Annotated in this window: 7 protein-coding genes; 1 reads left to right on the top strand and 6 read right to left on the bottom strand. The window is 42.1% G+C overall.

Annotated elements, in window-relative coordinates; genetic code table 11:
- Positions 1–280: 280 nt before the first annotated feature.
- The 6 genes from KUV50_RS11110 to KUV50_RS11085 form a co-directional block, all read right to left on the bottom strand.
- Positions 281–2,650, bottom strand: coding sequence for an alpha/beta fold hydrolase (locus tag KUV50_RS11110; RefSeq protein ID WP_222580217.1), 2,370 nt, complete (start codon positions 2,648–2,650; stop codon positions 281–283).
- A gap of 246 nt (positions 2,651–2,896) precedes the next feature.
- Positions 2,897–3,793, bottom strand: a complete 897-nt coding sequence (locus KUV50_RS11105) for a metallophosphoesterase family protein (RefSeq protein ID WP_222580216.1) — start codon at positions 3,791–3,793, stop codon at positions 2,897–2,899.
- Between the two features lie 456 nt (positions 3,794–4,249).
- The gene (locus KUV50_RS11100) at positions 4,250–5,971 is read right to left on the bottom strand and encodes a RagB/SusD family nutrient uptake outer membrane protein (protein ID WP_222580215.1); all 1,722 of its coding nucleotides are present in this window, start codon (positions 5,969–5,971) and stop codon (positions 4,250–4,252) included.
- 6 nt (positions 5,972–5,977) lie between these two features.
- Complete coding sequence (locus KUV50_RS11095) at positions 5,978–9,598, bottom strand: SusC/RagA family TonB-linked outer membrane protein (protein WP_222580214.1); 3,621 nt, start codon at positions 9,596–9,598, stop codon at positions 5,978–5,980.
- Positions 9,599–9,608: 10 nt separating this feature from the next.
- Positions 9,609–10,661 (bottom strand): FecR family protein, encoded by a 1,053-nt coding sequence (locus tag KUV50_RS11090; RefSeq protein ID WP_222580213.1) that lies wholly within the window; start codon positions 10,659–10,661, stop codon positions 9,609–9,611.
- A 109-nt stretch (positions 10,662–10,770) separates the two neighbouring features.
- Complete coding sequence (locus tag KUV50_RS11085; RefSeq protein WP_222580212.1) at positions 10,771–11,394, bottom strand: RNA polymerase sigma factor; 624 nt, start codon at positions 11,392–11,394, stop codon at positions 10,771–10,773.
- 353 nt (positions 11,395–11,747) lie between these two features.
- Here KUV50_RS11085 and KUV50_RS11080 point away from each other — a divergent pair, with 353 nt between their 5' ends.
- On the top strand, positions 11,748–13,724 hold the full coding sequence (locus tag KUV50_RS11080; RefSeq protein WP_222580211.1) for an aconitate hydratase: 1,977 nt from the start codon (positions 11,748–11,750) through the stop codon (positions 13,722–13,724).
- Positions 13,725–13,925 lie beyond the last annotated feature (201 nt).

Raw genomic sequence — 13,925 nt, 5'->3', positions numbered from 1 at the left:
CCCCATCTGAAAAAGGCCTAAAGCAAGCCACAACTCGGTAACGTTACCGAATATACGTAATATTTTTAAAAGCAAATAGTGTAAATAAAAAATGTTCCGGATTTTTAAAATAGAGTTCCCCACTATTTTGTCAACCAAGATATATTTAGATCTCAACGGAGGTGTTCATGGCTTACAGAATGAATTAATAGAATGCTCATATTTCTTCCGAACGGATCAATTCCAGGCTTTCCCGATCCATAAATCTTTATATTCCAGCCAGTAGTACAGGGTGTCCGGATCAAAATCTGTTCTTCCTTCCCTTCAGCCATTCATACACCTTCTCCCGCATCTTTTCCGAAAACCGATTGTAATCAGCGGGAGTATACAAATCAATGTGACGCTCAGCACCTAGCCATTGAAAAAGTTCATTACTCGACCGGACACATTCAGATACTCCTTCCACTTCAGCGTCCTGGTCGTATTCCGGTGCAATGACCAGCACAGGCCGGGGTGCAATAGCAGCCAGCAGATCATCATAATCGTAGGGGATTCGTGTTGTTTCATCCTGAAAGAATCCCAACCGTGGAACCAGCATTTGCTCATCGCATAATTCCTGGATATGCCATTTGTTTTTTTGACCGGTCCGCATCGGTGTAAACCCGGATACAGATGCCACCCCCGCAATCCGCTCATCCAGCGCTGTAGCGTACAGGCCCACAGTTCCTCCGAGGGAATAACCAGCCACAAAGATCTGTTTCGGATCTATGACATCCATGGTGCGTAAAGCATCTACGGCACCTTGCACATCGGCCACCATTTTGCCCATTTTGGACCATCTTGGGTAGCGGTCATAAAAATGCAGACCTTCTTTTTGGCGGGTTCCAAATCCGATCATATCAAATGCAAAAACAGCATATCCTTGTTGGACCAACGATTCAAAGTAGTCATCAATATTATGATTCAATCCCATGGAAGAGAATCCTTTTGAATAATCGTATTCGTGCAGATAAATCACCACGGGCATATTTTCCTTTTTTTCCAGTTTTGCCCTGGGATAATACAAATACCCAAACAAGTAATCGCCAAATCCATTGTACGGACTTATGGCCTGACGGCCCATGGTCTCCGTGGGTTCCGGCCGCCGGATCACACTTCCAAATTTTTCTTCACCGCGAACCCGTTGACCAACCTGCTTCGGACTGGGATTGGTAACCCCGGCCGGTTTTTCACCCAGCATCCAGTGCACCTGTTCAAGTATTTGCCGTTTATGGGCTTTCCATTCCCGATCATTGGATATGTTTTGATCTTCATCTGATCCGGGGGAGGTGAATGAATGATGTACCGGAAAATCTTTGACCTGCACGTCTTCGCCACTTTGTTTTTTCCATTCCTCAAAGGATGAAACATAGGTGTACTTCTGTTTGACTTCCCGGGAAGACCGGCCAAATGAATAATCAAAAAAATCGATATATGCTTCGATGTCTTCCGCCGTCGTACCATGCGTACCACTGCGATAACGAATAGCAATTTGATCTTTTGCCGACAGGAATTCATATACTTTTTTAGCAGAACCAAAAGCCTTTTCGATGCCCCATGGATTGCTGGCTACTTCTTCGGTAGCCGTGCTCAACATCAATCCCCGCGGTGCAACCAATGCCATAAATGAATTTTGATCCACCGGCATTTTATATTCGCGTCCCACGAAAAACCGCAATCGCGGGTGCAGCCAGGAAGGCTGTGCCGGTCCCAGCAGGGCAATATCTTCCACATCATATTTATAGGCACAATACCGCCAGGGAACTTCCGCCCCCGTGCCTCCGCTACTGGGGACCACGGCCGTAATCCGATCATCAAAGGCCGCAGCCATTAAGGCTTGCTTACCATTCCGAGAGTGACCCGTCAAAGCAATTTTTTCTCGATCAACGTTGGGCAATGTATATAAGTAATCAATGGCCCGAAAACTACCCCAGGCCCTTCGCATCAATCGAGTAAAATCATATTCACCCGCCCAGATCCGACTGTAATCCTCCGTATCATCCTTGGAATCTGCCCCGGCATACACACAGCCAATGTACCCCCGGCGGACAGCAATTTGTGCCCACCCCCGGTGGTTCCACTGGGTCATAAACACCGGAAAAGGTCCTTCTCCGGGCGGAATCATCAACTCCATTGTGAGTTTTGCCTCGTGATCAGGTCCAAACCGCAACTCCACCATCTGGATTTTAACGGGGCCATCCATGCGTTCGCTTACAATGCTAAACATTATATTCTCAGGCGCCGGTGGGAAATCACCTGTAATATAATGCTTGAGTTGATCACGCATCCAGGCTTTTTTCGCTGTCCACTGATCCATCGTCCTGACCGGCTCCTCCGCCTGCCCCTCATTCATCAAGAGGGGGTCCGGCAAATCATAAATGTCGGGCAGCTTAGAAAAATCCGGAGGAAGTTCACCAGTTCGATCCAACCATTCCGAGAAGGTCGAGTCCAAATAGGATACCCGTCCGTAATTTGGTCGTTCCGTAGGAAGCCATTCCAGAATTTGGTCCAAATAAAATTGGCGACGTTGATGAGGGTCCAATGAATCCAGGGATTGTGCTTCTAAATTGGACACAGCTGTCATTAGTACCAGGGTAATCATCCAGCAGTGGTTTTGAAGTAGACTTTTCATGTCGGTTAAGGTAAATAATTTTGATCACACACGAAAGTGAATCTGTTGATGGTGTATTGAAAGGATAAACCTGATTTTTAATAATCTATTGCTGCAAGTACTAAGTCCCTGTAGTTGTTTGGGCATCGAACTTCCAAATCGCTATGCAATTACGAATCTCAATTCTGTAACACGCTATTCTTACGATTCAGTTTGACGATTCGTGTGTCTGCGAGGCTACATTCATTGATTATAATTGTCGACACATTAACTTCTCAAAAGCCTTGATTCTGTTTTGTGGTATCCGATGACATTCATTTCCAGCTTCTTGTCGATTTCCAAAATAGCGAAGCTGTTGTTCTCCAGTCCACTCCCTTCGACGGCTGCTTTAAGCGTATAGTACACAATTCCGTTTATGGTACTCATATCTCCGGGGTGATAATGCCCTTGCAAAACCAAGGTTACGTTTTCTGCCTTTTCCAGGATTTCTCGAACGGCCGAGGCGTTTCGCACGCAATAATTGGCATTTCCGTCCTTTTCATCGAGGCGTTGATGCACGAATACAATGGTCGGTTTCCTCGTACGCTTCAGGTCTTTCCGTAGCCATTCGAGTTGGTCTTGTGGAATGTTGGCATCTTTCCAATCAAAGTTTCCATGATCGTAGGCCTCTCCGGTAGCAGTGTAGTTGGCATCCAATACGATAAAGTGAAATCCATTTTTATCGAAAGAATAGTAGCTCTTGGGGTGATTAAATCCGGAGATGGTCACACCGTCCAGGAATTGCTGTTTGGATATGCTGTCGTGGTCGTGATTGCCCAGCACATGGTAAATCGGTCCGTTAAAATGACTTAATTCGTTGGCCATTGTTCTCAGGTACGCCAAAGTCTCGGTTTCCTCGGGTGGATCATCCTGGTCCTTAAAATCACCGAGTTGGATGAGAAAATCAACTTTTTCCCGATTCATCACGGTGATGCATTCCGATAACTTTTTTAGAGATTCTCTGTAAAACCTGGTGCTTCCTTCCGGCGTATCCCGTTCGGCATAGTGCAAGTCGGTGATTAAACCTATTCGGATCGATTGACGAAACGCAGGAAACGGAATTCTCCCTAAAGACAGCCCCCCGATCAAAGTGGAAGAGGTATATAAAAATTCTTTTCTGTTCATGGAGTCATAGATTGATATTGACATATATCTCACAAATTCACGGATGAAGATACTTATCAAATTTCACAAAATCACACCTTGAACTAAAAACCAAGTAGCATCTAATCCAAAACATGAAATTCATGGATATCGCATCAATATCAACAAATCCACTTACTCATATTAAAAAATTTAAAATCTTGAAGACTGAATTAAGATATAGTTTGTGTTTCAATCGATCGAACGAGAATTCTCAATAATAGCTTCAAGGCATTCCTAAGACCCGATGCTATTATTCAATCAGCACCCTCCTGGATTGATAAAACATGCCAGAAGCTCCGCGTATTAAATTCTATACTACTAAAACAAAGACAAACCTTCTTCAAGATAATTTCCATTTTCGGACACCGAAATACCGAAAAAGTCCTGGGCTGCACGAAGTATGGACCGTACTAAGTTATTAACTTCAAAATTAACCTACCAGCCTGGATTCTGAGTTAGTTCAGGGTTTAATACTATTTCAGATTCAGGAATTGAATTCAAATAATCTCGCTTCGGATCAAAACCATATCCATTAGGAATAGCGTTTTGAAATGGATCCAGAAAACCTTCATCATCAATTGGAAAAGGATTAACTGATATTTGAGAGGCTAAAAAGCCTTTAGGACGCTGTCCAATAATCAGCTCATCGGCTGCAGCCCACCTTGCAATATCATCCCATCTAAATCCTTCCGCAGCCAACTCAACTCGACGCTCTCTGCGAATTTCATTTATTATAGGGGACAATTCAGGAAAATCCCAAGAGGGATCTAACGCAATGTCATTCAATATCAAATTGGGCATTCCTACCCGATCTCTCAGTTTTTTAATTGTTTTATCGATATCACTTTGATCAATATTTCCAAGTTCAGCTTTTGCTTCCACATAGTTTAATAGCACCTCAGCATAGCGATACAAAATGGATGGCGTTTCTTCATATTGCTGAACATGGTATTCCATATTAGGGTTATATCCTTTTTGTATAATGTATCCACTCGGCGCATTATAGTCTGACGATGTATTGAGTTTTTCGTACACTTCTTCCCAATACGAAATAGTACCATCTTCAAATATTTTCCAGACTTGATCCGGTGTTGCAATCGTTTGTAAGAATCGCGGATCTCGATTTTGCATTTCATCCAATAGCGTCTCATAACCGCCAAACAACGGACTTGCTTGAATAGGTTTGCCATCCTTACACAGATAAGCATCTGCTAATTCTTTTGTAATTGTCTTACCTGATGGAGTTTCCATTCTAAAATTGCGATCATTGGTAAATGCTCGATCTCCACGAGTCAATTCATTATTATATTCCCTCCAAAACATCACTTCTTCATTGGAAGAGTAGTCTTGTAAGGAAAACAGCGTTTTATAATCGGATTCCGAGTTCCCCGTAGTAAAAATATCATAAACTCCTGAATTCATAACCTGCGAAGCTGCTTCAACAGCTTTCTCAAAATATTTTTCCGGATTAGCATTCTCTACTCCAAAAGCTGTACCAGCATGATATTTTTCCCAACTACCCTCATATAATGCAATACGACTTTGCATCAGTAGAGCCATCCATTTATTGACCCGTCCTGCGCCTCGTGTCTTATCATCTGTAAGATAGGATGCTGCGGTATCAAGTGCTGCTATTATCTCGTCAGCCACTTTATTTCGAGGATCACGAGCCTTGTACAAGTCGGGCGAGCTCGTTCCTAATTCTGTGGTAATCCACTGAATGTTTCCATAAGATTGCAATAACCTATAATATATTAATGCTCTAAAAAAGTATGCTTCTCCCAAATATTGCTTATAACTTTCAAAAGAATTTTCTTTCTCTACTTTGCGGTAATGATCAAAAAAGTAATTAATGCTACGGACATGCCCAAATCCGATTGATCCTGTCGTAGAGACCGTTCGAGTCCCTTCCAGTCGACGATTAACGCTTTGGGTAATCTCATTGTCACTGTCAAAATCATTCCCATGATTGTTGTAGCGCGGAAAATAAGTATTACTATAAAATTGATTCATGTATGCTTTTAGATCATTTGGACTTTTAAAATAGTCCACAGAAGTCACTTCATCAAGTGGAGTTCGAAGAAGGAAATCGCTATCACATGAAAAAATGAAAACACTTATGACGATATAGCTTAAAAATAATTTGAAAGTATTCATAATTGATTATTTGAAGGTTATATTAACACCCAAAGAAAGAGTCCTGGTCATAGGATAAATGACTCCGCTGGTAAGATATCCACCATAAGAAGGATCTGAGGCTATTGCAGTTTCCGGATCAAATATGTCAGGTAGTTTGGAGAATGTCAACAGATTTTCTCCAGAAACATAGATACGAGCTTTTTGCAAAAATAAACGACTCATGAACTCGGATGGGATACTATATCCAATCTGAAGGTTTTTAAGTCTAAGATAGGCCGCATTTAAAACGTATTTTGATTGTGTCAACCTGTTTTTATTCGTCTCAGAAGTAAAATATGGTTTTGGAAAATATGCGTTGGTGTTTGGTCCCAAACTGTTTGATTCATCAGCGGGTCTCCAATAATCCAAAGCAGGAGAATTCTTATAGAGCCCCGAGGATGCCCATGACCGGGTCATCCCCCAAAAAAGAGTAGAGTTCACATGAGGATAATAATCTCTTTTCCCGATTCCTTGCCAAAACATCTGAAAATCTAAATTCTTCCAATTAATACCACCGGTTAGACCAATATTGTAACGCGCGGTGCTATTACCAATGACCACAAGATCTCCATGGTCATCTAATGTTCTTGACCCATCATCAAGGATTCCGTCTCCATTTAAGTCCTTGTATTTCATATCGCCGGGACCCCAACTAGAATAATACTTTGACTGATCTGGAATTATTTCATCTTCAGATTGAATAATCCCATCTGTTTCAAAACCCCAGATCTCTCCCACATCTTTATTATCATACCATGTTCCAATCAACCCTTTATCATTTTTATATTTCCGTATTTTGGACCGGTTATCACCAATGCTAAAAGACGCATTGTAAGAAAAGGACGAAGAAGTTTGCTGAGTCCAGTTCAGAACCAACTCAAACCCTCTTGTTGCCATTTCTGCATTATTGCTTCTCGGAGTAGAGGCTCCAAGCAAATAGGGTAAAGATTCTGATGGACCTAGCATATCAGTTGTTACCCGGTCATACCAATCGAAAACTAATTGAAGTTTATTCTCGAAAACCCCCACATCCAGTCCGAAGTTAAATGTAGTGATTGTTTCCCAGGTCAAATCATCACTGATTAAACCGGGTGCCCGAGAATAAGCTGGCCTTTCTTGATCTAATATCCAATTCAGCTCACTGCTCACTGGAATGGTAGAGAGATATAGATAATTGCTGACATTTTGATTCCCCAGTGAACCATATGAAGACCGTATTTTGAGCGAATTCACGTATGGCTCTATACCAGCCCAAAATGGTTCTTTGGAAATGTTATACCCAACAGAAGCCGAAGGAAAAAACCCCCATCTGGATTCCTTCGCAAAACGGGAAGATCCATTATATCGAGCACTAAACTCAAACAAATACTTTTCGTCGAAGTTATAGTTTAACCGCCCAAAAACCCCTTGGGTAGCCCAGTGATAACTCCGATCGTCCACCGTTTTCTCTCCAAGGGAAGTGCTTATAGAAGGAACCTCGTCGGTAATCAGTTGAGATCCGGTAGCATTGAGGTTGTGATATAGCTTTTCCTCTTGCTCATACCCAACCATCGCTTTAAAAAAGTGTCCTCCCAAAGATGTTTCATAAGAGGTTAATGCATTGATTAATGTATAAGTATTTTCAGAAAACACAGAAGTAAAAGTGGAGGATGGTTTTCCAATATTACCAAATTCTCCTGTGCCAAGCTCTACCCATACCGGATGAGGATTTACAGCATTTCTCCCTGTGATTTTGTTGTTGTTGTATGAAAATTTTGTTTTCCATCCTTCGATGGGTTCAATTTCTCCCCCCAAGGTTAAAAAGAAATCGCTGGTTTCAGTCTTATCGCGACCAGAATCCTGCATTAGTCTGACCAACGGGCTTTGAACTGTACCATTGATATTATAAAATGGCATCATCGGAGCAAACATAAGAATCTCCCTAAAAAAGTGTTCGCGACCAACTGTCGTTTCACCCAATGGATAATCTGTCTTCCCATTTGCATACTTTACACTGGTGTGGAAACTGAGCCAATCAGTAAGCTGTGAAGAAAAGTTAGTCAAAAAATTATATCTTTTGTAAAAATCATAGCCATGCTCATACATTCCATTTTGATCTGTAAATCCCCCTGAAAAATAATACTGGTTTTTCTCATTTCCTCCAGACACATTGACATTGTGTTTTTGGTTAAAGGCGTGGTCTTTCATCATAATTTGAGGCCAATCATTATTGGCATTTCCATTCCGGCGGCCTGCCCAAATGTTATCAATAGGATTCTCAGGATCGTATTCATGCGGAAAAGTTCCATCAATATAACCTCTTATTCGCCCCACTTGTTCTTCACTATACACAGGATTTAGCCCAGCATTGGCGTTAGCTTGATTATAAGCTGTGGACCAAGTCAGTGCATCAATAAAGCTAGGAACTTTCATGGGTGAAGCCATGGATAGATTGTTAGAATATTGAATCTGAAAATCTTTATTTGTTCCTCCTGTTTTAGTCGTAATCAAAATCACTCCAAATGGCGCCCTAGAACCATATATTGCAGATGCAGATGCATCTTTAAGTATTGAGACACTCTCTATTGATTCCGGATCTACATTATTAATATTCATTTCAACACCATCTACCAGAATTAGAGGAGAAGCGTTTCCATGGATAGAACCCATACCCCTAATATTCCACCCACTAGTAGCACCTGGCTCTCCACCCCTAAAATTCATAGAAATATTGAGATTGGGAGAAGCTCCCTTAATGAGGTCAGCTACATTCCCAGCAGATCGATTTTCAAGTCTCTCGCTTCCGACTACATCTACCGAACCTGTCAAGTTCTCTTTCTTCTGCGTACCATAACCTACCACGACAAGTTCTTCAAGCATTTGTGCATCCGACATCAATTTAATATCAATATTAGCACGACCATTTACTGCTACTTCCTTCGACTGATACCCCACATAAGATACCAACAGGACTGCATTCTCATCAATATCCTCCAATGTGAATCGGCCGTCAAAATCTGTCGACGTACCTTTGTTGGTCCCTTTCACCAATACATTTACCCCGATCAAAGGTTCGCCAGATTCGTCCGTCACCGAACCCTCAACTGAAAACACCAATTTGTTGATCATTTTCCAACCCTGATCATTCGCCGATAATCTTTCAATTCTTTTAGTGGAATAAGATTTTTTTTCCTGAGCTGAATAAGACGGTGGATCGATGGTGGTCCTTTCAGATGATGGTGGTTTATAATCATCATGATATATCACATAAAATCCCTGTTCCACCTCTTTGTACTGGAATCTGGTATTTCGAAAGATCTGATTTAGGATTGGTCTAATCTCCTTCTCGTTAAAAACCGCTGTAGATATCTTATCCATCGAATTAAGGTCGTCCAGATAACTAAAATTTACTTTAAATCTCTGTTTTAAATAATCTAAAGCCTTCGATACAGTAATATAGCCTCGACTCAATTCGTCATCTATACTTTTATCCAGTTGTTGATAACCTTCAATAGGATTATCCATTCGAGACGCAAAAGACTGCGCAGAAAGAGCCGAATTCATTAATAGTATGATAAGCCCAATTCCACATCGAATCTTAAGAAAGCGCGTATTTTTCAAATTCATCAGCATTAATTTATTGATCCATTGATTTGTTTAGTTCTCGTATAGCATAAGTTCCGTTTTCGGGATCCATTTCTATAATGATCTTGTTCTCAAATAAGATATTTACCGTTTTGATAAAGACCTCCGGGTTATCACTGGGTACCGACAGCTTGTTAATTTTTAGCCCAAGCACCGCCTTACTTTCCGACGTAAATTCTACTTTGAAGACCGTCTCCATCTTTTCGATCGCCTCTCTCAAGGTGATGTGGTCAAATTCAATAGTCTTAGGTTTCCATAGTTCATCTGCACGTACAAGTGCTTTTTCGATGATCGCAACTTTATTTGATTTCTGGTCGTAGGAAGCGACCTGCCCCGGCACCATGTAGGATTCCGTTTTTTCAGCACCACCATGCACCAATTTGACCGCACCCTCATCCAGGGACACCCGGGTTTCTGCATCTCTGGATTGGACGTTAAATTGAGTTCCCAACACTTCAATATCCAACCCCGATGTTTTTACCGTAAATTTCTTTTTGTGGCCTGCAGTATCCGCCTGCGAACGAACCATAAAATACCCTTCACCATCCAGCGTCACATCACGAATGCCGTTCTGCCATTCTTCATGTATGGTCAAGCTGGAATTCTCATTTAAATAAACCAGTGAGCCATCTGGCAAAAGAACTTCCTGCGTTTCGTTCGCTTCGGTGAGGTATACAGCAGCCTGAGAAGAAGGCCATAATACCCAAAGGACCAAAACAGCTATCGCGATAGATGCCGCAGCAGATACCAAGGTGATCATTCTTCGGTGTGAAGTTTTCTTACGAGAGGGAAGCCTTTGCTCCAGCGCTTTCCAACTTTCAGCAGATTTCCGCCTCCCTTCTTCGTGATAATCGCTATGCACCTCCGACATGGCTTGGAGGATGTCAGAAGCTTCTTTCATTTTACGTGCGATTTCATCACTCTCATTGCTCAAACCCCTCCAAAAATGTCCGTGGGTGGTATCTTTGTCCAGGATATAATTCCGGAACAAAGGATCCTGGACCCAATCTTCTACACGGTACTGTATATATTTCTCTGCGTTCATAAAAGAATTTAAATCTTAGGATTCTCCATTTTTCTTTGGAGAACATCGTCGATTTTATCTATAGGAGTAGCAGGATAGAGAAAGTATAATGCTGAGTGTTGAACTATTTTTAAAAAAGATTCATATTTCCACTCAGTTGCAAGCAAATAATAAGGATCAATGCAGGATGTAATCTAAACTGTTGGTTGGAGTAGTTGGTCCGTAACGCCTTGATTCCCTTATAAATGTAATTACGCACCATTTCTTCCCGGATATTCATGATGACACTGATTTCCGCCGTTGTTTTATTTTGAAAAAATTTCAAATAAATGGCTTCTCTACGCCGTGCGGGCAGTGATTGTAATGCTTTTTGAATCTGTTGCCTGATCTCAGAATTTGATTCGTCTTCAATCAATATATCTTCAGCACTTTTGTGCCATCCATCTTCTACACGGGTTTCCGGAACCCGGTTCGTGGCAAGATATTTTCTACTGTTTTTAAGGGTCCGATACAGCTGATTTCGAAAAGACGTGAAAATATATTGATCCAGAGAACGAACTTCTTTGGGCGGGTTTTGCCATAATGTAATGAACAACTCCTGAATCGCGGTATCGATCCAGTCAGCGCGGGGCGTGATCGTTCTTCCATAGGCGTAAAGCTCGGCGTAGTAGTGAAGATAGACATCTCCAAAAACCGCTTTGTCTCCGCTTATATACTTTTTCCAACTTATTTCTATGGAAATATCACGCGTCATTTATAAAAAGTTCATCCCTATTAGCCTGTTAAGTTGTAATAACTTTTTGTAAATTCCAAATATCTATGGACAGCCTTCCACATGCTGATGCATATAAAATTATTACACATTTTTGAGTAGGTGAGTTCAATTACTAAATTACTTCTGGAAGAACATTTATAAAATTAGCAGTGTCCAACATAATTTAAAAAGACGCGGTTGTGTTTTTTATTTAGACGAATTCTCAAAGTCTGATGTACTGGTTTTAAACGGTATTATTTATCTCTGAAATTTATTTTAAGCAGATGTATTGGAAAAAGCCCTGTTATTCCGCATATTTTCTTATTTTAAGTGGGAAATAATAAAAATGTCTTATGCCACATTCTTTAAATGTCACTCAAAAACTCATTAAAGACCATCTTGTTCATGGAGAAATGGTGCCCGGAAAAGAAATCGGCATCAAAATAGATCAGGCGCTATTGCAGGATGCCACCGGAACTTTGGTCCAGCTCGAACTGGAAGCCATGAATCTCAATAAAGCAAAAACGGAGGTGGCCGTCCAGTATGTAGACCACAACCTGTTACAGACTGACTTCAAGAATGCCGATGACCACAAGTTCCTATACTCTGCCGCTCAACGATTTGGATTATGGTACAGCCGGCCTGGAAACGGGGTCTCACATCCGGTCCATATGGAACGTTTTGGGATACCTGGCAAAACCATGGTGGGCTCCGACAGCCACACCTGTGCCGCAGGATCACTGGGGATGCTTGCGATCGGAACTGGGGGGCTGGATGTGGCCGCAGCCATCGCCGGACAACCCTATTTTGTCAAAATGCCTCAGATCATGGGTGTTAAGTTAACGGGAGATTTGCCCGACTGGGTCAGCGCAAAAGACGTCATTCTGGAAATGCTCCGGCGATACGATGTAAAAGGAGGGGTCGGAAAAATAATTGAATATTATGGGGATGGATTAAAAAACCTCAGTGCTATGGACCGGCATGTCATCGCCAACATGGGCGCGGAACTGGGAGCAACCACCACCGTATTCCCCAGTGATGAAGAGACCAAACTTTTCCTGAGATCCCAGAGAAGAGAAGAAGACTGGGTAGAACTAATAGCGGATGAAGACTGCGAATATGACTTTCATGATGAAATAAATTTATCGGAACTGATCCCGTTAATTGCCAAACCTACCAGTCCGGGAAACGTCGTTCCTGTGAGCGAAGTAGCTGGCCGACCCATAAGTCAGACCGTCATTGGTTCATCCGCCAATCCCGGCCTACGTGATTTCTGGATTGCAGGAGCTATTGTAAAAGATAAATCAGTAAGCAGTGATGTGTCCTTCGACATTAATCCAACTTCCAGGCAGGTCATTCAGAATATGATAGAAAACGATGCGTTTGCCAATCTGATCAAAGCTGGTGCCAGGTTTCACCAGTCCGGGTGCATGGGATGCATTGGAATGGGACAAGCTCCGGCCTCCAATACGATTAGCCTGCGAACCATGCCTCGAAATTTCCCCAGCCGATCAGGGACCGAAGACGATCAGGTGTATTTATGCAGCCCCGAAACAGCAACAGCTTCGGCATTGACCGGAAAAATTACCGACCCCCGGGATCTGGAGGATTTATACGATATGAGCTACCCTCAATTCCAACAACCTGAAATAGAGATCATTCATACCGACATGTTGGTCCCCCCACCGGAAGACGGTTCTCAGGTGCCTTTGGAAAAGGGGCCAAATATAAAGTCATTGCCATATATTCAACCATTAAATGACAGCTATGAGGTCCCCGTTTTGCTAAAAATGGGCGATAATATTTCGACAGATGAAATATTGAAAGCAGGTGCGGAGGTATTGCCTTTCCGAAGTAACCTTCCGGAGATCAGCAAATACTCCTACACGGTCATCGACAAAACGTTTTATGACCGGGCAATGGCCTCCAAGGATAATTATGGCGGGCATATAGTGGTCGCAGGCGGCAATTACGCCCAAGGATCCAGTAGAGAACATGCTGCATTGGCCCCCAAATACCTAGGCCAGATCGCAGTCATCGCTCAGTCTTATGCGCGCATTGCCTGGCAAAACCTCGTTAATTTTGGTATTCTGCCTTTAGAGTTCATCGCCAAAGAAGATTACAACAAGATAGAACAAGGAGATATGGTTCGCTTTAAAAACCTGACGGAAGATGTGAATAATCGAAACTCAATCAAGGTTACAGTCAGCAATGATCAAGGTAAACAAATTGAATTTGAGACCACCCACTCCCTCAGTGACCGGCAGATCAATCTTTTGCTCAAAGGAGGAATTATTAATGAGTTTAAAGAAAGACTGAAGAACGTATAGTTTTCTGCGCGCTGTCGCAGTGCTCAATGGAATGTATTTTATCAGATTAGAGCATCAAAAATATTTAGCTACAAAAAGGATTCTATGGTTTCAGCCATGACCCGGGTTGACTTGAATAACGATTCGAATGAAGAAAGAGGGCACCTTTTTTCACGCATATTCTGTTATTAGGGATGCCGTTCGGAGGAGCTCATGTATCCA

It is taken from the genome of Membranihabitans marinus, from assembly GCF_019802045.1.
GTDB classification, from domain to species: Bacteria; Bacteroidota; Bacteroidia; order Chitinophagales; family Saprospiraceae; genus Membranihabitans; species Membranihabitans marinus_A.
Note: the sequence above shows the minus strand (reverse complement) of the source record. Positions and strands in the feature narration are given on the sequence as shown.

Coding starts and splice junctions, on each gene's coding strand:
- KUV50_RS11110 (WP_222580217.1), bottom strand. CDS start 2,650: ATGAAAAGTCTACTTCAAAACCACTGCTGGATGATTACCCTGGTACTA.
- KUV50_RS11105 (WP_222580216.1), bottom strand. CDS start 3,793: ATGAACAGAAAAGAATTTTTATATACCTCTTCCACTTTGATCGGGGGG.
- KUV50_RS11100 (WP_222580215.1), bottom strand. CDS start 5,971: ATGAATACTTTCAAATTATTTTTAAGCTATATCGTCATAAGTGTTTTC.
- KUV50_RS11095 (WP_222580214.1), bottom strand. CDS start 9,598: ATGAATTTGAAAAATACGCGCTTTCTTAAGATTCGATGTGGAATTGGG.
- KUV50_RS11090 (WP_222580213.1), bottom strand. CDS start 10,661: ATGAACGCAGAGAAATATATACAGTACCGTGTAGAAGATTGGGTCCAG.
- KUV50_RS11085 (WP_222580212.1), bottom strand. CDS start 11,394: ATGACGCGTGATATTTCCATAGAAATAAGTTGGAAAAAGTATATAAGC.
- KUV50_RS11080 (WP_222580211.1), top strand. CDS start 11,748: ATGCCACATTCTTTAAATGTCACTCAAAAACTCATTAAAGACCATCTT.